The following is a 23,518-nucleotide window of genomic DNA, read 5'->3' on the forward strand; positions in this document are numbered from 1 at the left end:
TAAGGATGTGTGCTAAACCAAAAAAAACGCCTGACCAAGAGCAATATGATCAATTAGAAAAAAAATATGAAACGAAGCGCCCAGTCTTGAAAAATTGTCTTCGGGCATTTTGGGTTGGAGGATTATTCTGCATAGTAGGACAAGCGATTTCATATTTTTATATCTATTTCTTTAATTTCACAGAGCAAACAGCAAGTAATCCTACTGTAGCTACTATGATATTTATTGCGATGCTTTTAACTGGATTTGGTGTTTATGACAGACTTGGACAATTCGCAGGAGCAGGTAGTGCAGTGCCAGTAACTGGTTTTGGAAATGCGGTTATTTCAGCGGCAATTGAACATCGCACGGAAGGGTTTGTCCTCGGTGTCGGTTCTAATATGTTTAAGCTAGCAGGTTCGGTTCTATTATTTGGAGTATTCTCAGCTTTTGTGGTTGCATTAATCAAAACTATTCTAATATATATGGGGGTAATTTAATGCTAAAGGGGAAGCAATCATGGGTTTTTAGTCAACGCCCAGCTATTATTGCTACCGGTGTGACTGGAGGGCCGTTTGAGGCAAATGGTCATTTAGCTGATGACTTTGATCTTCTCCATGAAGATTTATGGATGGGAGAAGATTCATATGAAAAAGCACATCGTGTGCTAATGGAAGGTGCTAGTCGAACGGCATTAAGAAAAGCAGAAATGGAAAAAAAAGATGTGCAATTCTTCCTAGGTGGTGACTTAATTAATCAGATCACCCCGACAAGTCTCAGCGCAAGATCATTAGAAATACCTTACTTCGGTTTGTTTGGTGCATGTTCCACATCAATGGAAGGATTAGCGCTTGGTTCATTTATGATTAATTATGGTGGGGCAAATGCAGTTATAACAGGAGCAGCAAGTCATAATGCTGCTGTTGAAAAACAATTTCGCTACCCTACAGAGTATGGAGGGCAAAAGCCACCAACTGCACAATGGACAGTAACAGGTGCTGGTGCAGCACTTCTCGTTCAAAATAATGGAGGAAATGATCCGGTTACGACAGCTGCAACAATCGGTAAGGTGGTTGACATGGGGGTGACTGATCCATTTAATATGGGTGGGGCAATGGCTCCTGCAGCAGCAGATACCATTTATAATCATTTTCAAGATATGCAAATAGAACCCTCTTATTATGACTTAATTGTTACTGGAGACTTAGGAAAAATTGGTCGTGTAACTGCATTGGAATTATTAAAGAATAAGGGGCTTATTATTCCAGATGAACAGTTCCAAGATTGTGGCATACTCATTTATAAAGAAGATCAGCCCGTGCAATCAGGTGGAAGCGGTGCAGGTTGTTCTGCATCCGTTTTATATGGTCACCTCTTAAATAGAATGAAAAGAGGAGAGCTAAAAAAGATCTTAATGGTCGCTACAGGAGCCTTATTATCGCCACTTACAGTACAACAAAATGAATCAATTCCATGTATTGCACATGCAGTGGCGATTGAAATGCCATAAAGTTAGGAGGATGAATATATGCTACCAATGTTTTTTTGGGCTTTTGTTGTTGGAGGCTTATTTTGTGTGATTGGTCAAATTTGTTTTGATGTATTTAAACTGACACCAGGTCATACTTTGAGTGCGCTTGTCGTGTTAGGAGCGATATTGGATGGGGTAGGACTTTACGAGCCATTATTGGATTTTGCTGGTGCTGGTGCATCTGTACCCATAACGAGTTTCGGTAACTCACTTGTGCACGGAGCTTTACAAGAAGCAGAGCAACATGGATTAATTGGCGTACTAACAGGGATGTTTGAAGTTACGAGCTCAGGTATTTCATCCGCCATCCTGTTTGCTTTTATTGGCGCCCTTATTTTCAAACCAAAAGGATAAGCCTGATTTCAATGAATTAAGGGCCAAGCGGGTACATGCCCAAACATTCTCATATAACCATACATAATGTATAAGGACAAATACATTAGTGAGGTGAATTTATATGGGCTTTGGAGGCTATGGCGGCAATTGTGGTTGTGGCGGTTATGGCGGCGGCTACGGTTACGGCGGTGGCGGTGGCTATGCTGGAGGTACTTTCGTTTTAATCGTTGTCCTCTTCATTTTATTAGTCATTGTCGGTGCTAGTTTCTGCTAATTGTCTTTTATTCTTTGGAGAGATGTGTAATAATAGCATCTCTTCTTTTTTATAGTTATAAATTTTCTGAAAGAAATTTTTATCACGTTTTTAATTGGGCGACATAAGATAAATGGAGTTCAAGAAGGAGCGTGAGGTAGCGGATGGATAATCATTTTTTTAAGAATATCGAGAAAAAAACAGGCGTGAATATGAAGGATGTATTTGAATTAGCGGGCTCGTTACAAAATGCGAATTTTAAAGATGAAGACACGGTTCGTGGCGTCATTCGCAGGGTGTCGCAAATCGCCAACAAACCAGTATCTCAAGAAATGGAAGACAAAATTGTCGATTCTATTGTAAAAGAAGGTAAGTCTTTAGACTTTAATACAATAAACAAAATGATTAATAAAAAATAATGAGAGTCTGACAAGAATTTTTTATCGAACGATTGATTGCCTGCGTGAGATGATACACACGCAGGTTTTTTTATTTACTATATATTTTATTTTTGATATGGGGAAGAAAGCGTGATGGATAGGCTTTTTTTCCTTTTCTATGCTGCAAAAGTGATAAATGTAACTGTTCCTTGGCTCTAGTCATTGCTACATATAATAGTCTTCGTTCTTCTTCTAAACTCTGCTCTGTTCCTGTACGATATTCTTCAAGGGCATAATCGTGGGGAAGGCTGCCATCGACTACACTTAAAATATAGACAAAGGGATACTCTAACCCTTTGGCTTTATGAATAGTACTAAAGGTTACAGCGTTCTCAATCGTTTTACTTATTTGCTTCATTTCTTTGATTTTTGCACGCATATGATCCGCATACTCAATGAACTCAAGTAAAGTAGTAAACTTCTTAGCAATTAATTTTAGTTCTTTTAAATCCTCTGAACCTTTATCCATTTTGTTTCCTTCATTACCACGCTTCTTAATGAAATCTTGTATTTGTAGCTCTTTTTCGATTTTTTCAAGTGCTAATAAAGGTGATAGTTGTTTAATTGCTTTAATCGTAGTTACCGTTTTCTTTGCTTTGCTTTGTTGAAACGCATATTTGCTCTGTACCATAGATAAACATTCAAGTAAGCTGCAATCATGTAAGATACTATTCGCTTTCATATCTTGCAAGTGTGATTGTGTTAAAAAAAGAGCCGGTAAGATATCCTTAAGAGCCTGCGCATCTTCCTCATTAATCGCAAGTCTTAAAAAACTAAGCAGTGTCCGGATAATAAAGCGATCATAAAATGATTCGGCATCTTGTTCTATTTTAAATGGAATATTAGACCTGGTAAATCGTTCAAATAGTGCACGACTTGTTGAATGCGTTCGATAAAGGATGGCAAAATCATTAGGTTGGTGCCCTTGTCTTATTCTCTCTTGAATATCTGTCAAAATCATTAAAGCTTCTTCTTCTTCATCGTAAGGGTAGAAGAGTGTAGGGTATGCTTCGTTTTTAAATTGTGCGACCATGTTTTTTGCTTTTCTTCTTTTGTTTTTTTTGATAACTTGACTCGCAAATGCAGTGATTTCGTGACTAGAGCGATAATTTTGTTGTAATGTAATTTGAAAACTGTCATCAAACATCTGTTCAAACTCGGTTAAATACGATGGATCACTACCTCTAAAAGCATATATAGATTGATCATCATCACCTACTGCACAAATATGCTCACTTTCAGGTACTAGCATTCTAAGTAATTCAAATTGAACTTTATTTACATCTTGGAATTCATCAATTAAGATGTATTTAAATCGCTTTTGATACTGTGCTAAAATTTGCGGATTTTTTTTAAATAGCTCATAACAGCTACTGAGCATATCATCAAAATCAAAGGTATTCAATCGCTGTTTCTCTTCTTCATAGGCTTGATACATTTGTAGTACCTTTTCCTCCCATGAATCATTCGCCCTTACATCCGTAGGGGATTGCAGCGAGTTTTTCCAAAAGCTAATTAACTGTAAGGCCATATCAAAAGGGAAATCCTTTTCATCAATATGTAGGGCCCTTGCTGATTGTTTGATCATTTGTTCCTTCTGCCAGTTCTTTAAAAGGTAACGGTGGTCCCATTTTTGATTATTATGATCATGAAAAGAAAGAATACGATAGAAAATGCTATGGAAAGTTCCGCAAACCATTTGATTAATATGCTTTGCTGTAACGTATGGATAAGTTTTTATCCGTTGTTTCATTTCGTTAGCTGCCTTAGCTGTAAATGTAACGAGTAGAACAGAACGGGGATCAACTTGATATTCATTGAATAAATAAGCCGTTTTCCCTGTTAAAACGCGTGTTTTTCCACTTCCTGCTCCTGCGAGAACAAGTAACGGACCATGACAATACGTAACAGCTCTTTTTTGATCATGATCAAATGAAATCCCGTGCTCTTCAAGTGAACGAAGATACCCCTCTGTAGGACTAGCTTGAGAGGCTGTATTTTCTGCAAATGGTGGAATATTTTTAATACGTACAGGGGTTTTAAAAGGCTTTTCCACTTCTTCGAGAATTGATCGACCTTGAGGTAAACGAAAGCCATTGACTTCTTTTTCTTTCGTTTTCTCTGTTGCTTTCGGAATGACTTCGTCCACATAAGCGCACTCTTTTTCATTGTTATGATAAAATTTTGGTTCATCCTGAATACCTAAATAAAATAAAACGTTTTCACCACAATGGGTACAATAAAGGTTCCCTCGTTTTCCTTCTTCATGTATAAATGGATAGTCTGATCGTTTCAGTGTATGTAATTGAATTAGTTCTTGCATTAATCGTGCACTTTTCATCATTTAGCCTCATAACTTAAAAAATTTACTGCATAAAATTAATCATAACAAAGATTTTAGCGCTAAAAAAGAATAAATATGTTTGTTATCAATTGAAAAGGGTTAGTAGTAAAGTAAAGGGGGCAGTGTAATGATTTATCCAATCTCAACCGTTCAAACGGCATACCAACAATATGTAGAGCGAATGTTTATGAATCGAAATCGCTCAATGACTTATAGAAATATTGAAAGGGTAGATCCATCCCGTGGTCAAACAGAAACCAATCATTTATATAAGGACAATAGAAAAAACCATTTATCCTCTTCGCTAAAAGATAGAGAAACAAATGGTAAACAGGGAATAAAAGGAAAACACGTTGATTATTACGCATAATATTTCAATAGGTCTGGATATGTAACCCGTCTTCTTTTTCCCAGTCAGCATATAGAATTTCCTTCACATTCTCATAACCTTTCTTTTTTAATTTTTCATCTAGAAATTTGACATCCCAACCGAGAATGTTTAGGTTTTCATGAACAATCTCACCATCTAAAATGATATTAATTGGCACCTTAATCTTCGGATATTTTAATTGCAAGTCCTCAATGGTTGGCGTTGTATATTCAGGCTTTTTCAAGGCGGTAATTGTACCATTTGTCTCTAAGAATGCATATTCGCATTGTCTTAAAGAGAAAATATCTTTTGCCCTCAGTAATTCTTGCAGCTGGTTGAGGTCCAAATGATTCTTTTTCAATTGCCCATATTCAATTTTTCCTTTACGAATCACAATGGAAGGACCGCCTTCTAATAATTTTCTTGTTCTTCTGAACTTCTGTGTGATTTTTTCTGTAGTAAGAATCAAAATGGTCCAAAGAAGAACAGAGAAAAGCATTTGACTTATCCCTGTATTCTCATCATAAAGTGCATTTCCTACTAGTTCTCCTAATACGATGGCAGAAATAAAGTCAAAAGGAGTGATTTGGGATATTTGCGACTTTCCAAGAATCTTGGTCATAATGAAAAGGGCAATAAATCCAACAACGAGAACGAAAGTAATATGTATATATTCATGCATGGGAAACACACCTCTTAAACAAATTTACTGTGACCTTGTTATTGTGTGCTCTTCCCCATTTTTTATGATTAAAAAGACGATCGGATTTTTATTAAATTCTAGCTTCTACATTGTTAATGAAGACAAAAAAGAGATGCGGAATGCACCTCTTTTTTTGCATTTAAATTTGTTTCTTCATTGTTCGGTGAGGTATTCCTGCATCAAGAAATTCTTCAGAGATGACTTCGTACCCTATTCGTTCATAAAAGGGAATCGCATGTGTTTGTGCGTGAAGTTTTAAAGCAGGTACACCTTTTTCTATAGCAAAAGATTCGATCGCATGCATTATTTCTTTGCCGGCTCCTGTTTTTCTTGCATTTTCTTTTACACAAATGCGTTCTACTTTACCATAGCCATCTACAATTCTGAAACGCCCAGCACCACTAGGTTCATTATCTTTATAAAGTACAAAGTGTGTAGCTTCGTCTTCAAATTGATCGATTTCTTCTTCTAATGGAACTTTTTGTTCCTCTACAAATACTTCTTTTCTTACTTGATAAGCTTCCTGTAGCTCTTGTTCGTTTTCTACTATTTTAACGTTCATGTTGTTCATTAACCCTTTCCGAGGCGGAATGTTTCATGTACACTCCAAGATCCGTTTTCTAATTGATATAATAAGTGGAATCGATCAACCGTTTCTTCGTGTTCTACATCAAGCATTTTCAGTGAACCATAAACATCAGAATGTTCATCATCGGAAAGTTTTTGTCCAATTGTAATATGAGGGACAAAAGCATATTCTGATTTTTCTCCAACTGTTTGTTCATTGATTTTTTCATGTAGTCGTTCGAGTTCATCTGTTGGGTTAATCTTTAAGTAAATAACGTTATTAACAGGTTGAAATGAACTCACCTTTTTAACGTTCATGTGAAAAGGTTGTTGAACTTTTGCAATTGCATTCAAAGCATCAGTTGTTTGTTTTACTTCTTCTTCTGTAGCTTCAAATGATTTTAATGTTACATGTGGAGGAATCAATGCGTAGTGAGGGTCATATCTTTTCCGATAAGAGTTCGCCAAGTCTTGAATTTTTTTTGACGGAAAAATAACGATTCCATATTTCATAGTTCTACCTCCAAAATAAAATATTTTAAAGAACTTGTCTTATTTTACTATTATAACAAATTTTCAAAAATCATCATATACTAACGAATGTATATAGAAGAAAAAGACAGTTTGACTAAGAAGTAGCCAAACTGCTGTTTCATTAAAGCATTTGCTTGAGAGCACGTTTTAAATCTGGTTGCCAATATGTCCATGTATGATCGCCATCAAATTCATCATAAAAATAAGGGAAGCCTTTATCCTTTATTAATTGTGAAAGTTCCCGATTGGGTGTAAGGAAATCTTCTTCCTTACCGTCAGTTGTTTTGACTGTTGTCTCACCCGTACCAATCACATGATATATATTTAACAGATGTGTATCTTTAAAGGATTTGACTTCTTCCATTACTTTTTCATTCGCTAATGGCGATTGTAAAATGACTGTCCCAAAAGTATTAGGGTATTGTAGAGCAGTTAAAAGAGATACAGTCGCCCCTAAGGAGTCGCCGATCAATGCTCGTCCCATTCCCATTTGGTACGTTGGATATTTTTCGTCAAGGTAAGGTACAAGCTCGTGAGCCAAGAATCTGATATAAGCAGCATTTTGTTCACCATCTGGATGATATTTACGACGGCGGTCTTGTACATTTTTATAAGGAATACCAATGATAATTGTATTTTCCATTTCTTTTGCATCAAGCAACTCATCCGCTGTTCTGCCGATTCGTCCTAATTGAAAATAATCTTTGCCATCTTGAGCAATTAAAATATTATATTTATATAGCGGTGAATAATTGCCCGGTAAGTATACAAGTATTTCTAAATCTTCCCCTAGTACCTCACTTTTAAAAGTAAAGTCCGTGATTGTCCCTTTTGCTGTATTCATAAAGTAGAACTCCTTTGTTAAAATAATAATCCTATATGGGGTTATATTATCACACAGTGTATGAAACTTCATATAGTAAGTCTTCATTTCCTTAATGAAGAAAGATTCACTCAATTAAGTATGTATGTTTATTTTCCACTTCTATTATATGTAAAGAGCTCTATAATTATAAAACTTCATGAAATTAAGCAAATACCAGTGAAATCAATTGACAGATATACGCTAAAATAGTATATTTATAAATGTCTTAAATATATACATAAACGATTCCGTAGCTCAGCTGGGAGAGCGCTACCTTGACAGGGTAGAGGTCGCTGGTTCGAACCCAGTCGGAATCATTAATTGAGTTGTATCAAGAGTTTAACGCTGTTAGTAAACTGTATAATGTATTATGGTCGTAGCTGGAAATGCTACAATCCTGAAAGACCACTTCGCATATTTTGTGAGGTGGTCTTTTTTTATGCTTTTAAAGTTTGCTGTTCAGGATTTTCTTGATGATAGGCTTTTTTTAAAATGTAACTCCTAAAAATCTAGAAAGTTACCGTATTATGATTAAACAATTTGAGGACTTTTGTTTAGATCGCAATGTTTTAAATGTTGAAGATATAACAGTAAACACAGTCAAACAGTTTATCCTTTTCTAAAACAAGATAACAATGCAACTACTATAAACTCCAAATTACAACGTGTCCGTGCTTTCTTATATTATATGATTGAATGTGAAGTCATTACTGATAATCCTGCAAAAAATAAAGAAAGGCACAGAAGATATAAAGATTGATGCCTTTACTGATAGTCAAATTAAACAAATGTTGAACTATTATAGAAGGCTAAAACATAAGGATAAAGCTTTTTAGATTGTGGGGTAGGGTACAATGTCCTAGAGGTCTGCGAGTTGAAATTATACGCAATAAATTTTTCAACTGAAACCACCATTTACCAACTTTGTATTACTTAAGTAGACTATTGAAATACTGAAAATGTTGCGGTACTATTATACTAGTAAGTTTACAATTTTAGTATTTAAAGGAGAAAACTGAATATGAAGAAGTTTTTTAAGATTGGTTGCATGGGATTTATTGCAATTTTTGTACTAGGTATTATTGGTGCTATCTTTTCAGGTGGGGATGATGAAACTACACAACCTACTGAAAAGGCTGAACCTGCAAGCACTGAAGAGGTAGCAACTGAAGAGACAGATAAAGAAACTGAAAAAGTAAAAGAAGAAGATGCAGAAGAAATGGCTGAAGAAACTACTGAAGAAAAAGAAGAACCAAAGGAAGAACCTAAAGAAGAAGTGAAGGAAGAAAAAGAACCTGAACTATCTCTTTCACAACATAACGCAATTCAAACTGCTGTGAATTACCTAGACTATACAGCCTTTTCTAGAACTGGTTTAATTGAACAGTTAGAATATGAAGGTTACAGTAATGAAGAAGCAACATATGCGGTAGATCACATTGAAGTTGACTGGAAAGAACAGGCTGTTCAGGCAGGTAAGAACTATCTTGACTTTACTTCATTCTCTAGAAGTGGGTTGATTGACCAGTTAGTTTATGAAGGGTTTAGCCAGGAACATGCAACTTATGCAGTTGATCAAATAGGATTATAAGAACCAGGGAAGCGAAAGCTTCTCTTTTTTTATCTGAATATTTACCTTTCGTTGTTGTCATATGTTGTAATATATTTTGAAACTACTTGGTTAGATCAATTGGTTGAACAGGTAATTGAAACTGGTGCGGTGAAGCTTACATACTTTTCATTATTCCTTTAATGTCAGCTTCCATTTCACCAATATTTTCTATAATAAATTCAAGTGGTTTTCCCATATCATTCACTGCTATGTTTTCATTAGTTCAGAACTCTTGAATAACTCGTAACCAAGTTCTGAAGGGGGGGATAACTGCATTTTACAGTTCTATTTTCAGGAATTCCCGTAACAAGTATTTAAAATATTACTTGATAAAATCATTTTCTTGCAAATTTTCATATGAAAATGTCATGTTAATCCTGGGATATGAGAAAAGACCCCTATAGACTCTTAAAGGAAGTGAAATGAGGTAAATCAGCCACGTTAAATAGCGAGTGTAAACAAGTCTTACTGCGAAGAAAATGCGAAAAGTGAGTGGGGTGTAAATTAGTAAAAAAAGCACCTCATTTCGAGGCGCCTATAAATTAAGATTCTGTTCCTTTACTCATGTGCAAAGGAGGCGGGATTAACCAACCTTTTTCCTTATTTAACTTTAACATTTTGGCACCAAACTGAGCTTTATTCATATGGAACTGACCATACATCATTGCGACATCTTCTCTGATTGATTGACCAATTGCTTGACTACATGCAACTAATCCAGCTGCAGTATCAGCAGAGATTGCAGCACTGATCTCTGGGTCAGTGGATCTTGCACCAACAGGAATATCATTTAAATCTGCATTAGGGCGGGCAGGTGGTGCAGGTGGTAACCCGATTCCGTTACTTTTTAAAAGCTCTTCTAATTGTTGGTTCTCAGCACGTAACCCTTTAATAGCTTCTTCTATTAGCTTTTTTAAGTCATCATCGCCAGCATGGTTCATAAGTGTCTCATAACCAGATATCGTTCCATTGTTTGTAAAAAGGTTAGTGAATAGTCCATAAACTTCACCATAATGTAGTGGTTCATCTTTTGGATTTCCGCTTAAAATTCCCATAATTACACTCCCTATCTTATTAAGTTTCATGATTTTCTCCTTATGTAAGGATTGGCCACGATAGATAGTTTGTGTATGCAATATATAAATTATTCATGAGTGAAAATAGTTAATAAAGGCCCGATTTTAAAACGAGGCGTTTCTTTAAGCTCTGCTTAATTGGATATAAGAATATAAGTAACAAAGCTCACGATATAAATGATAAAAAATGTTCCATAAAAAATATTCTCCTTTCAAAATAGGTGTCAACAAAAGCTTAAATTGTGGAGGAATTCCACACAATCGAAATACATTACAAAATATGTATTAGTGTGATAATTTCGTTATATTAAGAAAAAGTGGGTAAATAAATTATGATAAGGTAAATTTGAAGTTAAAGATTCCCTATTTTGCCTAGCTCACCTTCTTTGCAGAATTCCTCGGTTCAGGATTTTAAGTGTGGTGAAATTCAGATTAAGTAGTAGGTGCCATGTTGTGTTGAGAAAAGTTATTCTGATTTTTTGGAAGATGGAGGTACGAACTAAGCCAAAAACATAAAGACGAATTATGAATGTAGGTAGGTCTATTGGAGAAACTTAAAAACATAATAAAGGAAGCCTCGCTAAACAAGGCTTCGTGGTAAATAGATTAGGGGAGAGAGTTTTTATTCACAGTTTGTTTAAGGATACTACTTTTTGTAGTACCAGTAGGATAGAAGTTAACGCCATAAATACAGCCCGAACATATATGTCCGGACTTTTTTATTTATTGATCTCGATTTTCTCTATCTTCTTCTTTTATATCAGATAAATCATTTTCCTCAGCGAATTCTGTAGAGTAACTCACTTGTCTTCCATCAATAACACGATTATCGACGTCTCTGTCTTCTTCTTCTGTCATTGGTGCAAAGAGAAGAGATAGGCAAATGAGGCCGCTAATTCCGACTAATGTATAGACAATGCGAGAGAGAATGGCATCTTGGCCTCCGAAAATCGTTGCAACTAAATCAAATTGGAATAATCCAATAAGTCCCCAGTTAATCGCGCCAATAATAACAAGCGCTAAAGCGATGCGTTGTAATGTTTTCATTGTATGATCTCCTTATTCTAATTTTTATTACATCTATATTTTTTGATAACAGGATTTTTTTATGCACGAAGACATTTGTGTCTATTTGATATTTTTTACTAATTATGGTATTATTAGAATAATCAAAAAATAATTATAACAATTGTTCTTTTTTAGGATATCCTAATAAAGAGGTGATAAAAGAATGTGGTGGTTTCTTATTTTGATTCTTTCCCTTCTAGGATTTGGACTCGTGATTGACTGGGTAGCGAAGAAGAAAGGTTTAACAAAATTTGATCCTGAAGAGAATGAAAAAAATGTCCCAGATTCACAACGTATTTATACGGAGAATTATTTACAACAAATACGAAATCAAGACGACCAAGGTTTCCATTAAAATAATTAGAGGGTGTCCCACAAGGGCAGCCTCTTTTTTCATTAGTATTAGTAAAAATATTTACAAATCCTTGGGGTGTGTCAGAAAGTTAAATAGCATAGTTGAACTTAATTATAAGTATTGGGAGAGACAAAACAAATACAGAAGTGCATTTTACTTAGAATTACTGTATTTATTAAAGGAATAAAGACAACTTTGGCAAATAGTTCGAGGTTAATATCGACAGTAGAGAGCACTCGATTATAAAAAGAAGTTAAAGGAATAATCATGAATAGCTTTTTGGTGAGTCTTCTAGCTTTATGAGGACTCACCTATTGTACTTTTAATTTGATTGCTCATCCATAACCGTACTTAACTTTCCTTTGACCTCAGAAATTAAGCTGATTTGAATAATATTAAAAATAATAGATACCACCAGACTGCCAATAAAGAAACCGAGCAAGGTTTTTAACTTTGCATTGATTATTTTCATCATCTTATTTGCCACTCCTTCCGTTATTATTAGGTATTTTTAGCTTTTATTTGTAAATTATGTATGTCGATAAAGCGATGAAAGGTGAATAAAAAACTATCTCTTGAAACATATTGAGAAAGAGGTTAATTGTGAAGGAGGTAAAGTTATGAGTAAGGAGGAATATCTAACAGCATTACATATAGATAGTAAACAATTTCAACAATTGCTATCTGATTATTGGAAGTCATATTCTGACTATACACATTGGCAATTTTGGATGGTACTCTTTCTCTTTATTGCTCCTTTAGTGTTCGTCTATTTTTTTATTGATCGAAAGCGGATATTTGAGGTGTTTTTCTACGGATATACAGTGAATATGTTATGGACCTTTATCGATACAATGTTATTGCGGAAAGGTTTGTTTATTCATAATTATTTTCTCATTCCTTCATTACCTAGTGCAACAAATATGACGACCTCTTTACTTCCGGTTGTTTTTTTATTTGTTTATCAATATTGTACAAATAGACAAAGAAACTTTTATTTATATACAATTATTGTGAGTGCTATTATTGCATTTGGTTTTGCAACGATTGAAGAGAAGGTAGGCTTCGTAAGCTTTTATGGAAGTATGAATCAGTTCTATATATTTTTGATTGACCTAGGGATATGTTTTACTTCATATTGGTTCACTATATTTTTTCTTAGGTTAAAAGAAAATGCGTTTGCCAATAATTGAAAAAGAGATGTTCTAATGCAGTTGGAGTGCTAATTATGGCTCCCCTCTAGGTAATTGACATTAGAAAGGTCTTTATCGTCATGGCTTTTACGATAAAGATCTTTTTAGCTTTGATATACCTCTCACTTAATATCGTTTAACAAGGAAATATAAAAAAAGCGGAACAAATAAGGAGTGTGCATGAGAAGTGGAATGCCGTAAAGAAGCCGAACGAGAAGTATATAATTATTAATTTTTTCATTTATCATTTGCATGGTAATGGTGAGTACATACAAACAAATTAAAAATAGCGAGGGAGTGAACGTTAAATCGATTCACTTCCTCGCTTTAAGATCCGTGGGAGACCTTTTCTTTGCCTCCCTAGGGCATTGCTTTTTACTTAATGGTTATTTTTGATTACGGAGCTGTTGTTCACCTAAAGCAACCAGTCGTTTAGTCATTTCCCCTCCGACTGATCCGTTAGCACGTGCAGTGGTTTCTGCGCCAAGTTGTACACCAAATTCTTGAGCGATTTCTTCTTTCATTTGATTTAATACTTGACCTGATTCGGGAACGACTAATTTATTTCTGCTCATTGAACAAATCACTCCTTCGTCATTTTGAGCAAGTGAAACATTGCTCTTTTATAAGGTTTCCTAATGTAAGGGCTATCATTCATATGGGTAAAAACTAACAGGTAAAAAGATGAGTAAATTTTCTAAAAAATATAAAATTGAGCATTGACTTATGAGAATTTTGCGATAAAATAAGAATAACTTAATAGATGTCATATAATCTAACATCTATTAGTTAAGTTATATGACGCAGGAAATGGGGGAGAAAAGATATGGATGAAATATTTTATCTGAACAGTGTGTGGACAATGATTGCTGCAATTTTAGTTATTTTTATGATTGGTGGATTTATATTACTTGAAGCAGGATCTACACGAATGAAAAATGCAGGTCATATTACCGGGAAAACTATTTTTACAGTGGGATTAACTTTCCTTGTTTTCTGGGCTGTAGGTTATGGATTTATATTTGGAGGAAACGCGAATTTCTTTGTTGGCATGACGGACTTCTTCTATTCAGGAGCTGAAAGTGGAGATTCAGGTTTATCTGATACGGTTTTCTTTGTATTCCAAAGTGCCTTTGCTGCTATTGCTGTTTGTATCGCCTTAGGTGGTTTTGCTGAAAGAGCAAAGTTCCCAGTCTATGTTGTTTTTACTATTTTATTCTCTGCTGTTATTTATCCGGTTGTTGCACATTGGATATGGGGTGGAGGCTGGTTAGCGGGACATGAGAAGCAAGATTTCGCAGGCTCAACAGTTGTCCATTTAACAGGTGCAATGGCTGCCTTAGCTGCAACTATTTTATTAAAGCCTCGTATCGGGAAGTTCAATAAAGATGGTTCTAGTAACAATATTGCAGGACATAACCAAGTCTATACTTCATTAGCTGTGCTTATTCTTTGGGTAGGATGGTTTGGATTTAATGCAGGTAGTACAACATCAGTTGATGGTGCATTTTTCGGATTTGTTGCACTAAACACAAATTTAGCTGCAGCGATGGGTGCGGTTGCAGCATTAGCTATCTCTTGGATCGTTCTTGGTAAATCTGATATTGTTACAACATTAAATGGTGCACTTGCAGGTTTAGTTGCCATTACGGCATCGTGTGCTTTCGTTGAACCTTGGGCTGCTGTTGTTATAGGTTTAGTTGCCGGACTTTTAGTATTCTTTAGTGTAAAGTTCTTTGATAAAATGAAAATTGATGATCCAATCTTCGCATTATCTGTTCATGGTGCAGCTGGAGTATGGGGTACTTTATCTACAGGATTCTTTGCAACACCAGAATTAGCAGAGCAGGTAACTGGTCAAGCAGGATTATTCTATGGTGGCGGATTTGGCCAATTAGGCGTTCAAGCGTTAGGAGTTGTAACATCAGGACTTTTTGCCTTTGTTGCTTCATTTGTCATTCTCTTCGTAATGAAGAAAATGATGAATGGTCTCCGTGTTAGTGAAGAAGAAGAAGTGATGGGCTTAGACATGAGTGAACATGGTAGCTATGGTTATCCAGAAGAGTTTATGTCAAGTGAGAAACAAACGAAATTAACATCATAAGGTGAAGCCTCCTATAGTGGGAGGCTTTTACCCTCTGTAAGGAAGTGTTGTTTTTGCCGACGGATGATTTTGAGACATATGAAGCGATTAGAGATTGGCGGGATTATGAATTAACTAAGAAAAAGTTTAATCAAGTGCAATTAAACAATTTTCATGATGAAGTAATGAGAGCTACGTTTCATTATGCTGTAAAAAGATTAGGGGAAAAACCACCGAGCGAGTTTGCTTGGTTTATAACAGGTAGCGGTGGAAGAGAAGAACAAGGTTATATAAGTGATCAAGATCATGGGATCATCTATGAAGAAAAAGACGCCACCTTGCAAAGATATTTTCATCAGTTAGGCAAAGAATTAGCCGAGGGGCTCAATATTGTTGGTTACCCATACTGTGACGGTAATATTATGAGTAGTAATCCCCTTTGGTGTAAGTCACAACCTGAGTGGTTTGAGCAACTACAGTCATGGGTAGATGAAAAATCTTGGGCAACAATGAGGCATCTGCAAATATTCTTTGATGCAAGAGTGTTAGTGGGAGAAAGCGAATATATTAATCATTTAAAGAGAAGTGTGCATGAGGCAGTTCAAAAAAATCCTTATAACTTAAAGAGATTATTGGATAATATACAGCATATAAAAACCTCTATTGGGCCGTTGGGGCAAATATTAACGGAAAATCATGGATCACATAAAGGGGAAATCAATATAAAGTACGCAGCATTCTTACCTTTCGTTAATGGCATTCGATTACTTTCTATAAAGGAGGGAATAGTTGAAAGCTCGACATTGTCACGGTTAGAAAGATTAATGTGTAAAAAGCCATATAAACACGCATTATTACCGTATCATCATGATTTCCAACAGTTACTAAAATTACGCCATTCACTACTTACCCCTATGTCAACCTATGAAGATGGCCATTATTTAAATGTGAGAAACATGAATAGGGAAGAAAAAAGTAAGATAAAGGTGATTTTGAAAAATGGCAGAAGACTTCATCAATATGTAGAAGATGTAATTGAGCAGGAAGTGAAATAATGGCTTTTGAACCCTTTTTTCAATTTGTCCGAAAGTTAAATCAAACTAGGTTCGGTGGGCTCCAGACGCAAGACTCTAAATCAATGGCTTTCATGAGACAGCTTCAAAAAGATTTAAATCAAGATCGATTGATACAAACGTCATTAAATCAAATGAGTGCTGTAGTTGTCGATATAGAAACAACGGGGTTTAGTCCAGATAATGGTGATCAGATACTATCAATTGGAGCTGTCAAAATCCTAAATGGAAGAATTGATCATGACAATTACTTTTACTCTTTAATACAATATGAAAAAGATTTAGCTTCATCAATAAAGCATTTAACGGGATTGAAGGAAGAGGAGTTAAAAAATGCGCCACCTTTAGCAGATGTGTTAATGGAATTTTTGAAATATACGGAGAGCTTACCTTTCATTGCTCATCATTCAAACCATGAAAAGCGCTTCTTTCAGCATGCGTTTTGGCAGCTTTATCGAACATCATTTAAACATCGCGTATTTGATACCTCCTTTTTATATCGTATCATTGATACAGTGGAACACTCTGTTAGGCTAGAGACATTATGTGAAAAAAATCAGATTGAAGTCAAACATCGCCATCATGCTTTAGGTGATGCCATGTTAACAGCTAAACTTTGGGTATGTTATGTTGAAAAAGTCAAAGAAAAGGGCTGCTTTACAATGCAAGATGTTTATGAAAAGTTAGCTAAATTACCTTAATTGAAGTAATGCCACAGATGATTGAACTGTGGTTTTTTTTATGAAAAGAATTTCAAGTAGTGACATTTGTCATGTGAAGGGGGTGACATCACACACTAAACGGACAAGTAAGCCATCTCATATAATTTTAGTAAGGAGATGGTGTTAATGGAAACAATCATTGCTACGAAACATTTGACTAAAAGGTATAAGGATTTATGGGCAGTTAACGATGTGTCTTTTGAAGTTGAAAAAGGGGAGTTATTAGCTGTACTAGGGAAGAATGGGGCTGGTAAATCAACCACCTTGCTGATGTTATTAGGGTTAGTTAAACCAACCTCAGGAAATATACTGATTTTAAATAAGAAACCTCATGAGCGAGCGGTGAAAGAAAGAATTGGTGTGATGCTCCAAGAGGTCAGTGTCATTGATGCATTGTCTGTGAAAGAAGTATTACTCATGTTTAGTAGTTATTATGAAAACCCTTTACGTTTAGAAGAAGTGTTGGAAATTACAGGTATCCCTATAGAGCTGCTTAAGAAAAAGGCGCATAAACTCTCGGGTGGTCAAAAAAGAAGGTTGAATTTTGCATTAGCCATTATAAGTAATCCACAAATCGTTTTTTTAGATGAGCCAACTGTTGGCATGGATAGTACAGTAAGAAAAAAATTTTGGCAAGCGATACAATATTTAAATGATGAAGGTAAAACGGTTATTTTTACCACTCATTACTTACAAGAAGCTGATGATGTTGCCAAGAGAATTATGTTATTTAATCAAGGAAAGGTGATTGCTGATGGTTCACCTTTACAATTAAAAAGTCATTTGTCTGATGGAGCTATCTCGTTTAAATCAGATCAGGTTGATATCAGCTTGCTACAAACATTTTCTCATGTCATAAGTGCGAAAATAACTGATCAACGGATTGTGTTAACAACTTCTTCCACTGATGCGCTTTTGGGGGAGTTGTTTGAAAAAAAGGTCGTTATGCGAGACATTCATTTACATCGGGCAAGACTTGAAGATGCGTTTGAATTATTAACAGTAGAAAGGGGGATCAGTGAATGAGAGGATGGTTGATGCAGACAAAAGTAGAGGTATTAAGGATATTTAGAAATCCTTATTTTGTTTTTTGGTCTTTATTTATGCCTATCGTTTTTTATTTTGTTTTTACAAATATATTTAATACTGGAATGGGAGACAGTTGGAACAGTCGGTTCTTAATGTCCGTTACTTGTTTTAGTGTGATGGGGACGAGTATTTTGACGTTGGGCATTCGATTAGTAGAAGAAAAGGCTCATGGTTGGTCCACTTTAATGAGAACAACCCCGCTTAGTTCAAGTGTTTATTTCTCAGCAAAAATGGTTGGGCAAACGATGATTCACATTTGTTCTGTAACCATTATTTTTGTTGTTGGTGCGGTGATAAATGGGGTTAATTTGAGCGTTTGGCAATGGCTGACAAGCGCGCTATGGATATTAATTGGCGCTTTACCTTTTCTCGCTATTGGAACAATTATTGGTGCAATGAACAAGGTGGAGACAGCTGCTGGAATCAGTAATTTCTTTTATATGGTCTTAGCTTTCATGGGGGGGTTATTTATGCCAATTGAAGTGTTGCCATCAATTTTTAAGTCAATTGCTAAAGCGATTCCTTCCTATCATTATGGAGCGGGTGTATGGGAGATTTCAGAAGGTGGCAACCCTTCTTTGCTGAATATTGCTGTATTAGCAGGATATTTCCTTCTATTTGTAGTATTAAGTATTTATATTAGAAGAAAGCAAGAAGTGGTGGTGTAAGCTTTTTGGGTTATAAGTTATTTCCTGTCAAATATGGTTTTCTCCCATATGTTTTTTTGGTCTATTTAATGTTTCCGATTATTGTTTTAATAAATGAAACAGGGGTAAAGGCAGTGATTGGATGGATGCTTTTATTCCTTTTTTTTCTATCTTATAGGAAACTTTTCTTTGATCCACCAATGTCCTCTTATATGGGTTGGTTAATACTACAATTTATCATTATTATTATTTTTACCTATTTTTATCAACCTTCATTAGTATTGCTCGGGTTCTATTGTGCAAATTTCATCGGGTGGCTGCGTAATTCTAAGATGTTTACAATTAGTATGATTTTATTTGTATTCTCTTCGATTTTACCTGTTATTTTACAATATGAAATGTTGAGCGAATCCACTTATCTCTTCGTAATGGTTGTTGTTATGATTATATCTCCTTTTGGTATTCACTCCATGTCGACGAAAATGGAGTTAGAAGAAAAATTAAATGAAGCAAACGAACAGATTGAAGTATTAATTAAAAGAGAAGAGAGAATGAGAATAGCTCGAGATTTACATGATACACTCGGTCATACACTATCTTATATAACATTAAAATCTCAACTAGTAGCGAAAATGACTAAGCATCAAGCTGATCCCCAAATTGTCACCAAAGAGGTAAATGAAATCGAGCGGACTTCACGGATTGCCTTAAAACAAGTAAGAGAGTTAGTGGCAGACATGCGAGTTTTAACAATTGCTGAAACGATTAGTGATTGCAAAGGGATATTAAATTCAGCCAATATTACGCTGGAGGTAACAGGGCTGAATAGATGTGAAAATATGACATCAATGATGCAAAATATGATCAGTATGTGTATAAAAGAAGGAATTACAAATATCGTTAAGCATTCTCGGGCGACTCATTGTGTAATTGGATTATCGCAAAATAATTTAGGGATAGAGGTAACTATTTCAGACAATGGAATAGGATTTAATCGAGACACGAAATTAGGGAATGGTTTAAAAGGCATGTCTGAACGTCTAGAGTTAGTTGAAGGTAGCTTGAACTTTTTCCATTATGAAACAGGGTTATCTGTCAATGTATTCATTCCAATTGTAGAAAGAAAGTTCGGAGGTACTTAAATGATATGATAAGAGTTTTAATAGCTGAAGATCAGCAGATGTTAAGAGGAGCGTTAAGCACATTATTAAACTATGAGGAAGATATAGAAGTCATAGCGCAAGCGAGTAATGGAAAAGAAGCAACAGAATTAATTCATCAATTGGCACCAGATGTATGTTTATTAGATATTGAAATGCCTATAAAAGGTGGATTAGATTTAGCAGAGGAAATATTTGAAGCAAAGTCATTATGTAAAGTTATTATCTTAACAACGTTTGCTAGAACAGGTTATTTTGAAAGGGCAATAGGAGCAGGAGTTCACGGATACTTATTAAAAGATGGACCGAGTGAAGAACTAGCTGAAGCCATTAGGCGTGTGATGAATGGTCAGAGAATGTTTTCTCCGGAACTGGTATTTAATCAATTGAGACAAGATAACCCACTCACTTCCAGGGAAAAGGAAGTGTTGAAGCTTATTGCGTCGGGTTTAACTTCAAAGGAGGTTTCGGCGCACCTTTTTTTGTCTGCTGGGACGGTGCGCAATTATATGTCAGAAATCATTAATAAGTTAGAGGCAAAGAATAGGATTGAAGCAATAACTAAAGCAAAGGAGAAAGGTTGGATATAGTGGCTTACATAAAAGGTGGAACGCCCTTACTAAATTCAGTTATTAATGTAGAAATTGATTGTAATTGTTGATCATCTAAGTCAAATGCTACCTTGACTTTATTTTCTAAATCCGATGTGACTCGTCTTTTTCCCACTTCAACAAGTGCGATGAGCGAGAAGCTGCAGCTCACAATTCGAGCGAAGTCTCGTTGTGTCATATTATAACTTTTTCTAATAAATTTAATCATATCTTTATTCATATTTTTACTCAAATTCATCACCTACTATAATTGCAAATTTAAAATCACGCTCTCTATAAAATTAGCACTTTTTTACGTTGTTTGTCAAAGTATATTGTTGACAAATAACATTTTACCTGTTAGTGAATGAGTTGTTTTCTCATTGTAAGTATATAGTAGACAACAGTTATCTTCATTTTAATTGATTGCCCATAATAATAAAAAGAGACTGGGATTCACACTTTCCCAGTCTGCTTCAGATTAGACAATTTCTATGTTAGTTGTCTTATGACTTCGTGTGTCAATTATTTTCTTGATGTAAATGATTAACACGATGATCGATAAGACTGTCCCAATTGTTAAAGATATTGGATAAGATAATTGCAATCCTTCAGGTGCGTAAAATATATAAGTAGCAGATACTCCTGTCATGAACATAGCTGGAATTCCTGTTATGAGGTGCTGCTTATTAGATTTTAGTAGGAAACTTGTTGCTGTCCAAAGCATAATCGTGGCAGATAATTGGTTGGTCCAACCAACATATCTCCATAAAAAGGAATAATCAATCGTTGCTAAAAGAAATGTTGGAACACCAACTAATAATGTGACAAGTAGTATCTGTCCATTCCCTTTAAAGTTCAAGTACTTCGAAATAGTTTCAGAAAGCATCATTCTCGATGAACGTAACGCTGTATCTCCTGTTGTAATAGGTAGAATAATAACACCAAGTATCGCTAAAATGCCCCCTAGTGTACCTAAAAGTGAAATGGAAATTTCATTCACCACGCCTGCTGGCCCGCCGGTCGCTAAAGCTTCTTGTAAGCCACCTGTTCCTCCGAAGAATGTCATTCCTGCTGCTGCCCAAATAAGGGCGATGATTCCTTCACCAATCATTGCTCCGTAAAATACTTTTCTTCCATCAGACTCTTTTTTTAAAGTTTTTGATACAATTGGACTTTGTGTTGCGTGGAAACCAGATATAGCGCCACATGAAATGGTAACCATTAATAATGGCCAAATTGGCAATTCTTCAGGGTGTAAATTGCTAAAAGTTAAATTTGGAATAGGTTGACCATTAAATAGTAAAGCGATACCAATGGACACAGCCATAAAGATTAATATCGCACCGAATATCGGATAAATTCTACCAATAATTTGGTTAATCGGGAGAACCGCTGCAATAACGAAATAAGCAAATACAATCATTAACGATACAGTAAAACTAAGTGGGGTAATAGAAGAAATCAATTGGGCTGGGCTTGCTGTAAAAGCAGCTGCTACCAAAATCATTAATATAATGGATAATATATTAATAAAAACTTTCATTCCATTCCCTAGATATCTACCAACGAGATTAGGGAATTGTTCTCCCTTATGTTTAAGTGAAAGCATTCCTGAAAAATAATCATGAACAGCTCCAGCGAAAATACAGCCAATAACAATCCATATAAACGCGACAGGTCCGTATAATGCACCCATTAATGCGCCAAATATCGGACCGGTGCCAGCAATGTTTAATAGTTGAATAAGATTTCCTTTCCACCAGCTCATTGGGACAAAGTCCATGCCGTCTGCTTCTGTATACGCTGGGGTTTTTCTACTATCATCGATACTAAAAACTTTCTCTACGAATTTCGAATAAAACATGTATCCAAGAATAAGTAATACAATTGCTACAAGGAATGTTGCCATATTTAAGTGCCTCCTGCTGATGTGATATATTTCTGAAACTTTGGAATATATGATGTATTGTAAGTGCTTTTTTGCTGTAAAGCAATACTTTTTCAGAAAAATGTTATTTTTATATAATTTTCTAATAGATGAACTTATTATTGGCTATTATGAACCTCTGAACGGGGCAGAACATAATTTGGTATTATATGTTGTCAGAAGAAAATTAAATAAAGGGAGGTAAGTGTTTATGACCATTATTATTCAGTCACAGGAGAAGCCCCCTATTCATTCATTTAGTCCTATACAACAAGATATTTATAGAGCACTCGATTCTTCACCACAGCAATTTTTTTATGATTCTGCTTTTGTTTTTGAATTTGAGCTACTCTTAAGAGAAAAACTAATTCAAGCCGCTTACCAGTTACATGAAAGTAAAGCAGAATTCGCTCCATTTGATGTATCAAGATTTAACCCTCAGATTTGGACAAAAACGAAGTACGGTTATGTATTAAAACCATATATATTACCCTCGGATGCGATAAGGGATGTGTTTCATAATAGCCACTTATATGCATTTGAATGTTCTACAGCAATTGTATTGTTATTTTATAAATCAGTATTGGATTCAATTTCGATTAGTCGATTTAACACTTTATTCCAAGGTCTTTTAGTTTGGGATTGGAATTATGATCAAGACTTAGGTATAGATACACGGATAGGAAGAGATTTCATTCCAGGAGATGTTGTTTACTTTTATAATCCCGATTTCGAGCATCCAATATGGACGGGAGAAAATGCAGTCTATTTAGGTAATGACCGATACTTTGGACACGGAGTAGGATTGGAAAGTGAAAGAGGGATGATAGAAGCATTGAATACGCTAAGAAAGCCAGGAGCGACACAGGATGCGTATCTTATTTCACAACATAGTCGCTTAAGTTACAAATACCTTTCACAATTTGCACGTAGAGTACCACATCAGAATTACGATTCTTCTATTTTCCAAGTACTTTAATAGTAATACTTAATATGTC

General features: G+C 35.3%; 28 protein-coding genes and 1 tRNA gene. 18 read left to right on the plus strand and 11 right to left on the minus strand.

The features are described 5' to 3' along the window. The first annotated feature begins 5 nt into the window (after window positions 1-5). The 5 genes from spoVAC (at window position 6) to MKX78_RS08415 (ending at window position 2,518) form a co-directional block, all read left to right on the plus strand. Complete coding sequence (spoVAC, locus tag MKX78_RS08395) at window positions 6-479, plus strand: stage V sporulation protein AC (RefSeq protein ID WP_095369776.1); 474 nt, start codon at window positions 6-8, stop codon at window positions 477-479. Continuing rightward, window positions 479-1,489 (plus strand): stage V sporulation protein AD, encoded by a 1,011-nt coding sequence (spoVAD, locus tag MKX78_RS08400; RefSeq protein ID WP_095369775.1) that lies wholly within the window; start codon window positions 479-481, stop codon window positions 1,487-1,489. Before spoVAC ends, spoVAD begins: the two co-directional genes overlap by 1 nt. 18 nt (window positions 1,490-1,507) lie before the next feature. Further along, complete coding sequence (spoVAE, locus tag MKX78_RS08405) at window positions 1,508-1,864, plus strand: stage V sporulation protein AE (protein ID WP_095369774.1); 357 nt, start codon at window positions 1,508-1,510, stop codon at window positions 1,862-1,864. Window positions 1,865-1,967: 103 nt separating this feature from the next. Then, window positions 1,968-2,120: a YjcZ family sporulation protein gene (locus tag MKX78_RS08410; RefSeq protein ID WP_095369773.1), complete on the plus strand. Its 153-nt coding sequence runs from the start codon at window positions 1,968-1,970 to the stop codon at window positions 2,118-2,120. Window positions 2,121-2,263: 143 nt separating this feature from the next. Next, entirely contained in the window at window positions 2,264-2,518 is a 255-nt protein-coding gene (locus MKX78_RS08415; RefSeq protein ID WP_095369772.1) for a stage VI sporulation protein F, read from the plus strand. 70 nt (window positions 2,519-2,588) lie between these two features. Here the strand turns inward: MKX78_RS08415 and MKX78_RS08420 are convergent, their stop codons facing one another. Continuing rightward, on the minus strand, window positions 2,589-4,880 hold the full coding sequence (locus MKX78_RS08420; RefSeq protein ID WP_328197172.1) for an ATP-dependent helicase: 2,292 nt from the start codon (window positions 4,878-4,880) through the stop codon (window positions 2,589-2,591). A gap of 130 nt (window positions 4,881-5,010) precedes the next feature. Between MKX78_RS08420 and MKX78_RS08425 the strand changes: the two genes are divergently transcribed. Then, entirely contained in the window at window positions 5,011-5,253 is a 243-nt protein-coding gene (locus tag MKX78_RS08425) for a hypothetical protein (RefSeq protein ID WP_341050480.1), read from the plus strand. 4 nt (window positions 5,254-5,257) lie between these two features. Here MKX78_RS08425 and MKX78_RS08430 read toward each other — a convergent pair whose 3' ends face one another. From MKX78_RS08430 to MKX78_RS08445, 4 genes are all read right to left on the minus strand, one after another. Continuing rightward, a complete protein-coding gene (locus tag MKX78_RS08430) occupies window positions 5,258-5,935 on the minus strand; it encodes a DUF421 domain-containing protein (protein WP_095369769.1) in 678 nt (225 codons plus the stop codon). A 160-nt stretch (window positions 5,936-6,095) separates the two neighbouring features. Next, window positions 6,096-6,518 (minus strand): GNAT family N-acetyltransferase, encoded by a 423-nt coding sequence (locus MKX78_RS08435; RefSeq protein ID WP_095373486.1) that lies wholly within the window; start codon window positions 6,516-6,518, stop codon window positions 6,096-6,098. A gap of 8 nt (window positions 6,519-6,526) precedes the next feature. Further along, on the minus strand, window positions 6,527-7,036 hold the full coding sequence (locus tag MKX78_RS08440) for a YjcG family protein (RefSeq protein WP_095369768.1): 510 nt from the start codon (window positions 7,034-7,036) through the stop codon (window positions 6,527-6,529). A 142-nt stretch (window positions 7,037-7,178) separates the two neighbouring features. Then, window positions 7,179-7,901: an alpha/beta hydrolase gene (locus tag MKX78_RS08445; protein WP_095369767.1), complete on the minus strand. Its 723-nt coding sequence runs from the start codon at window positions 7,899-7,901 to the stop codon at window positions 7,179-7,181. Window positions 7,902-8,166: 265 nt separating this feature from the next. Between MKX78_RS08445 and MKX78_RS08450 the strand changes: the two genes are divergently transcribed. Together MKX78_RS08450 and MKX78_RS08455 are read left to right on the plus strand one after the other, a co-directional pair. Further along, window positions 8,167-8,239 (plus strand) — tRNA-Val (locus MKX78_RS08450). A 704-nt stretch (window positions 8,240-8,943) separates the two neighbouring features. After that, the gene (locus MKX78_RS08455) at window positions 8,944-9,513 is read left to right on the plus strand and encodes an Ltp family lipoprotein (RefSeq protein ID WP_341050485.1); all 570 of its coding nucleotides are present in this window, start codon (window positions 8,944-8,946) and stop codon (window positions 9,511-9,513) included. Between the two features lie 563 nt (window positions 9,514-10,076). Here the strand turns inward: MKX78_RS08455 and MKX78_RS08460 are convergent. Then, window positions 10,077-10,589, minus strand: coding sequence for a DUF3231 family protein (locus MKX78_RS08460; RefSeq protein ID WP_095373485.1), 513 nt, complete (start codon window positions 10,587-10,589; stop codon window positions 10,077-10,079). Window positions 10,590-11,333: 744 nt separating this feature from the next. Next, window positions 11,334-11,657, minus strand: a complete 324-nt coding sequence (locus MKX78_RS08465; protein ID WP_095369765.1) for a DUF378 domain-containing protein — start codon at window positions 11,655-11,657, stop codon at window positions 11,334-11,336. 184 nt (window positions 11,658-11,841) lie between these two features. Here MKX78_RS08465 and MKX78_RS08470 point away from each other — a divergent pair, with 184 nt between their 5' ends. Further along, the gene (locus MKX78_RS08470) at window positions 11,842-12,033 is read left to right on the plus strand and encodes a hypothetical protein (protein ID WP_095369764.1); all 192 of its coding nucleotides are present in this window, start codon (window positions 11,842-11,844) and stop codon (window positions 12,031-12,033) included. 322 nt (window positions 12,034-12,355) lie between these two features. Here the strand turns inward: MKX78_RS08470 and MKX78_RS08475 are convergent, their stop codons facing one another. Continuing rightward, the gene (locus tag MKX78_RS08475; protein ID WP_341050486.1) at window positions 12,356-12,508 is read right to left on the minus strand and encodes a hypothetical protein; all 153 of its coding nucleotides are present in this window, start codon (window positions 12,506-12,508) and stop codon (window positions 12,356-12,358) included. Window positions 12,509-12,653: 145 nt separating this feature from the next. On the opposite strand from MKX78_RS08475, the gene MKX78_RS08480 reads away from it, so the two are divergent. Beyond that, the gene (locus MKX78_RS08480; RefSeq protein WP_095369763.1) at window positions 12,654-13,226 is read left to right on the plus strand and encodes a hypothetical protein; all 573 of its coding nucleotides are present in this window, start codon (window positions 12,654-12,656) and stop codon (window positions 13,224-13,226) included. 386 nt (window positions 13,227-13,612) lie between these two features. Here the strand turns inward: MKX78_RS08480 and MKX78_RS08485 are convergent, their stop codons facing one another. Next, window positions 13,613-13,801 (minus strand): alpha/beta-type small acid-soluble spore protein, encoded by a 189-nt coding sequence (locus MKX78_RS08485; protein ID WP_095369762.1) that lies wholly within the window; start codon window positions 13,799-13,801, stop codon window positions 13,613-13,615. Between the two features lie 251 nt (window positions 13,802-14,052). Here MKX78_RS08485 and MKX78_RS08490 point away from each other — a divergent pair, with 251 nt between their 5' ends. The 7 genes from MKX78_RS08490 to MKX78_RS08520 all read left to right on the plus strand — a co-directional run bounded on the left by MKX78_RS08490 (window position 14,053) and on the right by MKX78_RS08520 (window position 20,590). Next, window positions 14,053-15,330 carry an ammonium transporter gene (locus MKX78_RS08490; protein ID WP_322909183.1) on the plus strand — a complete coding sequence of 426 codons (1,278 nt, stop codon included), beginning with the start codon at window positions 14,053-14,055 and terminating at the stop codon, window positions 15,328-15,330. 53 nt (window positions 15,331-15,383) lie between these two features. Continuing rightward, complete coding sequence (locus MKX78_RS08495; protein ID WP_341050489.1) at window positions 15,384-16,364, plus strand: DUF294 nucleotidyltransferase-like domain-containing protein; 981 nt, start codon at window positions 15,384-15,386, stop codon at window positions 16,362-16,364. Beyond that, window positions 16,364-17,083 (plus strand): exonuclease domain-containing protein, encoded by a 720-nt coding sequence (locus MKX78_RS08500; protein ID WP_095369759.1) that lies wholly within the window; start codon window positions 16,364-16,366, stop codon window positions 17,081-17,083. The genes MKX78_RS08495 and MKX78_RS08500 overlap by 1 nt, the downstream gene beginning before the upstream one ends. A gap of 147 nt (window positions 17,084-17,230) precedes the next feature. Further along, the gene (locus MKX78_RS08505) at window positions 17,231-18,130 is read left to right on the plus strand and encodes an ABC transporter ATP-binding protein (RefSeq protein ID WP_341050491.1); all 900 of its coding nucleotides are present in this window, start codon (window positions 17,231-17,233) and stop codon (window positions 18,128-18,130) included. Continuing rightward, window positions 18,127-18,861: an ABC transporter permease gene (locus MKX78_RS08510; protein WP_341050492.1), complete on the plus strand. Its 735-nt coding sequence runs from the start codon at window positions 18,127-18,129 to the stop codon at window positions 18,859-18,861. Before MKX78_RS08505 ends, MKX78_RS08510 begins: the two co-directional genes overlap by 4 nt. Before the next feature lie 5 nt (window positions 18,862-18,866). Next, entirely contained in the window at window positions 18,867-19,982 is a 1,116-nt protein-coding gene (locus MKX78_RS08515) for a sensor histidine kinase (RefSeq protein ID WP_095369756.1), read from the plus strand. A gap of 5 nt (window positions 19,983-19,987) precedes the next feature. Then, on the plus strand, window positions 19,988-20,590 hold the full coding sequence (locus MKX78_RS08520; protein WP_095369755.1) for a response regulator transcription factor: 603 nt from the start codon (window positions 19,988-19,990) through the stop codon (window positions 20,588-20,590). Window positions 20,591-20,594: 4 nt separating this feature from the next. Here MKX78_RS08520 and MKX78_RS08525 read toward each other — a convergent pair whose 3' ends face one another. After that, window positions 20,595-20,843 (minus strand): helix-turn-helix domain-containing protein, encoded by a 249-nt coding sequence (locus MKX78_RS08525; RefSeq protein WP_306469957.1) that lies wholly within the window; start codon window positions 20,841-20,843, stop codon window positions 20,595-20,597. Window positions 20,844-21,071: 228 nt separating this feature from the next. Continuing rightward, a complete protein-coding gene (locus MKX78_RS08530) occupies window positions 21,072-22,502 on the minus strand; it encodes a carbon starvation CstA family protein (protein ID WP_307314746.1) in 1,431 nt (476 codons plus the stop codon). 229 nt (window positions 22,503-22,731) lie between these two features. On the opposite strand from MKX78_RS08530, the gene MKX78_RS08535 reads away from it, so the two are divergent. Further along, window positions 22,732-23,499: a protein-glutamine gamma-glutamyltransferase gene (locus MKX78_RS08535; RefSeq protein WP_341050494.1), complete on the plus strand. Its 768-nt coding sequence runs from the start codon at window positions 22,732-22,734 to the stop codon at window positions 23,497-23,499. Window positions 23,500-23,518: the final 19 nt, after the last annotated feature.

It is taken from the genome of Cytobacillus sp. FSL R5-0569 (assembly GCF_038007265.1).
GTDB lineage: Bacteria > Bacillota > Bacilli > Bacillales > Cytobacillaceae > Cytobacillus > Cytobacillus kochii.

What these genes read in the sequence shown, in the direction of transcription:
- spoVAC (WP_095369776.1), top strand. Translation starts at nt 6, where the DNA reads ATGTGTGCTAAACCAAAAAAAACGCCTGACCAAGAGCAATATGATCAA.
- spoVAD (WP_095369775.1), top strand. Translation starts at nt 479, where the DNA reads ATGCTAAAGGGGAAGCAATCATGGGTTTTTAGTCAACGCCCAGCTATT.
- spoVAE (WP_095369774.1), top strand. Translation starts at nt 1,508, where the DNA reads ATGCTACCAATGTTTTTTTGGGCTTTTGTTGTTGGAGGCTTATTTTGT.
- MKX78_RS08410 (WP_095369773.1), top strand. Translation starts at nt 1,968, where the DNA reads ATGGGCTTTGGAGGCTATGGCGGCAATTGTGGTTGTGGCGGTTATGGC.
- MKX78_RS08415 (WP_095369772.1), top strand. Translation starts at nt 2,264, where the DNA reads ATGGATAATCATTTTTTTAAGAATATCGAGAAAAAAACAGGCGTGAAT.
- MKX78_RS08420 (WP_328197172.1), bottom strand. Translation starts at nt 4,880, where the DNA reads ATGAAAAGTGCACGATTAATGCAAGAACTAATTCAATTACATACACTG.
- MKX78_RS08425 (WP_341050480.1), top strand. Translation starts at nt 5,011, where the DNA reads ATGATTTATCCAATCTCAACCGTTCAAACGGCATACCAACAATATGTA.
- MKX78_RS08430 (WP_095369769.1), bottom strand. Translation starts at nt 5,935, where the DNA reads ATGCATGAATATATACATATTACTTTCGTTCTCGTTGTTGGATTTATT.
- MKX78_RS08435 (WP_095373486.1), bottom strand. Translation starts at nt 6,518, where the DNA reads ATGAACGTTAAAATAGTAGAAAACGAACAAGAGCTACAGGAAGCTTAT.
- MKX78_RS08440 (WP_095369768.1), bottom strand. Translation starts at nt 7,036, where the DNA reads ATGAAATATGGAATCGTTATTTTTCCGTCAAAAAAAATTCAAGACTTG.
- MKX78_RS08445 (WP_095369767.1), bottom strand. Translation starts at nt 7,901, where the DNA reads ATGAATACAGCAAAAGGGACAATCACGGACTTTACTTTTAAAAGTGAG.
- MKX78_RS08455 (WP_341050485.1), top strand. Translation starts at nt 8,944, where the DNA reads ATGAAGAAGTTTTTTAAGATTGGTTGCATGGGATTTATTGCAATTTTT.
- MKX78_RS08460 (WP_095373485.1), bottom strand. Translation starts at nt 10,589, where the DNA reads ATGGGAATTTTAAGCGGAAATCCAAAAGATGAACCACTACATTATGGT.
- MKX78_RS08465 (WP_095369765.1), bottom strand. Translation starts at nt 11,657, where the DNA reads ATGAAAACATTACAACGCATCGCTTTAGCGCTTGTTATTATTGGCGCG.
- MKX78_RS08470 (WP_095369764.1), top strand. Translation starts at nt 11,842, where the DNA reads ATGTGGTGGTTTCTTATTTTGATTCTTTCCCTTCTAGGATTTGGACTC.
- MKX78_RS08475 (WP_341050486.1), bottom strand. Translation starts at nt 12,508, where the DNA reads ATGATGAAAATAATCAATGCAAAGTTAAAAACCTTGCTCGGTTTCTTT.
- MKX78_RS08480 (WP_095369763.1), top strand. Translation starts at nt 12,654, where the DNA reads ATGAGTAAGGAGGAATATCTAACAGCATTACATATAGATAGTAAACAA.
- MKX78_RS08485 (WP_095369762.1), bottom strand. Translation starts at nt 13,801, where the DNA reads ATGAGCAGAAATAAATTAGTCGTTCCCGAATCAGGTCAAGTATTAAAT.
- MKX78_RS08490 (WP_322909183.1), top strand. Translation starts at nt 14,053, where the DNA reads ATGGATGAAATATTTTATCTGAACAGTGTGTGGACAATGATTGCTGCA.
- MKX78_RS08500 (WP_095369759.1), top strand. Translation starts at nt 16,364, where the DNA reads ATGGCTTTTGAACCCTTTTTTCAATTTGTCCGAAAGTTAAATCAAACT.
- MKX78_RS08505 (WP_341050491.1), top strand. Translation starts at nt 17,231, where the DNA reads ATGGAAACAATCATTGCTACGAAACATTTGACTAAAAGGTATAAGGAT.
- MKX78_RS08510 (WP_341050492.1), top strand. Translation starts at nt 18,127, where the DNA reads ATGAGAGGATGGTTGATGCAGACAAAAGTAGAGGTATTAAGGATATTT.
- MKX78_RS08520 (WP_095369755.1), top strand. Translation starts at nt 19,988, where the DNA reads ATGATAAGAGTTTTAATAGCTGAAGATCAGCAGATGTTAAGAGGAGCG.
- MKX78_RS08530 (WP_307314746.1), bottom strand. Translation starts at nt 22,502, where the DNA reads ATGGCAACATTCCTTGTAGCAATTGTATTACTTATTCTTGGATACATG.
- MKX78_RS08535 (WP_341050494.1), top strand. Translation starts at nt 22,732, where the DNA reads ATGACCATTATTATTCAGTCACAGGAGAAGCCCCCTATTCATTCATTT.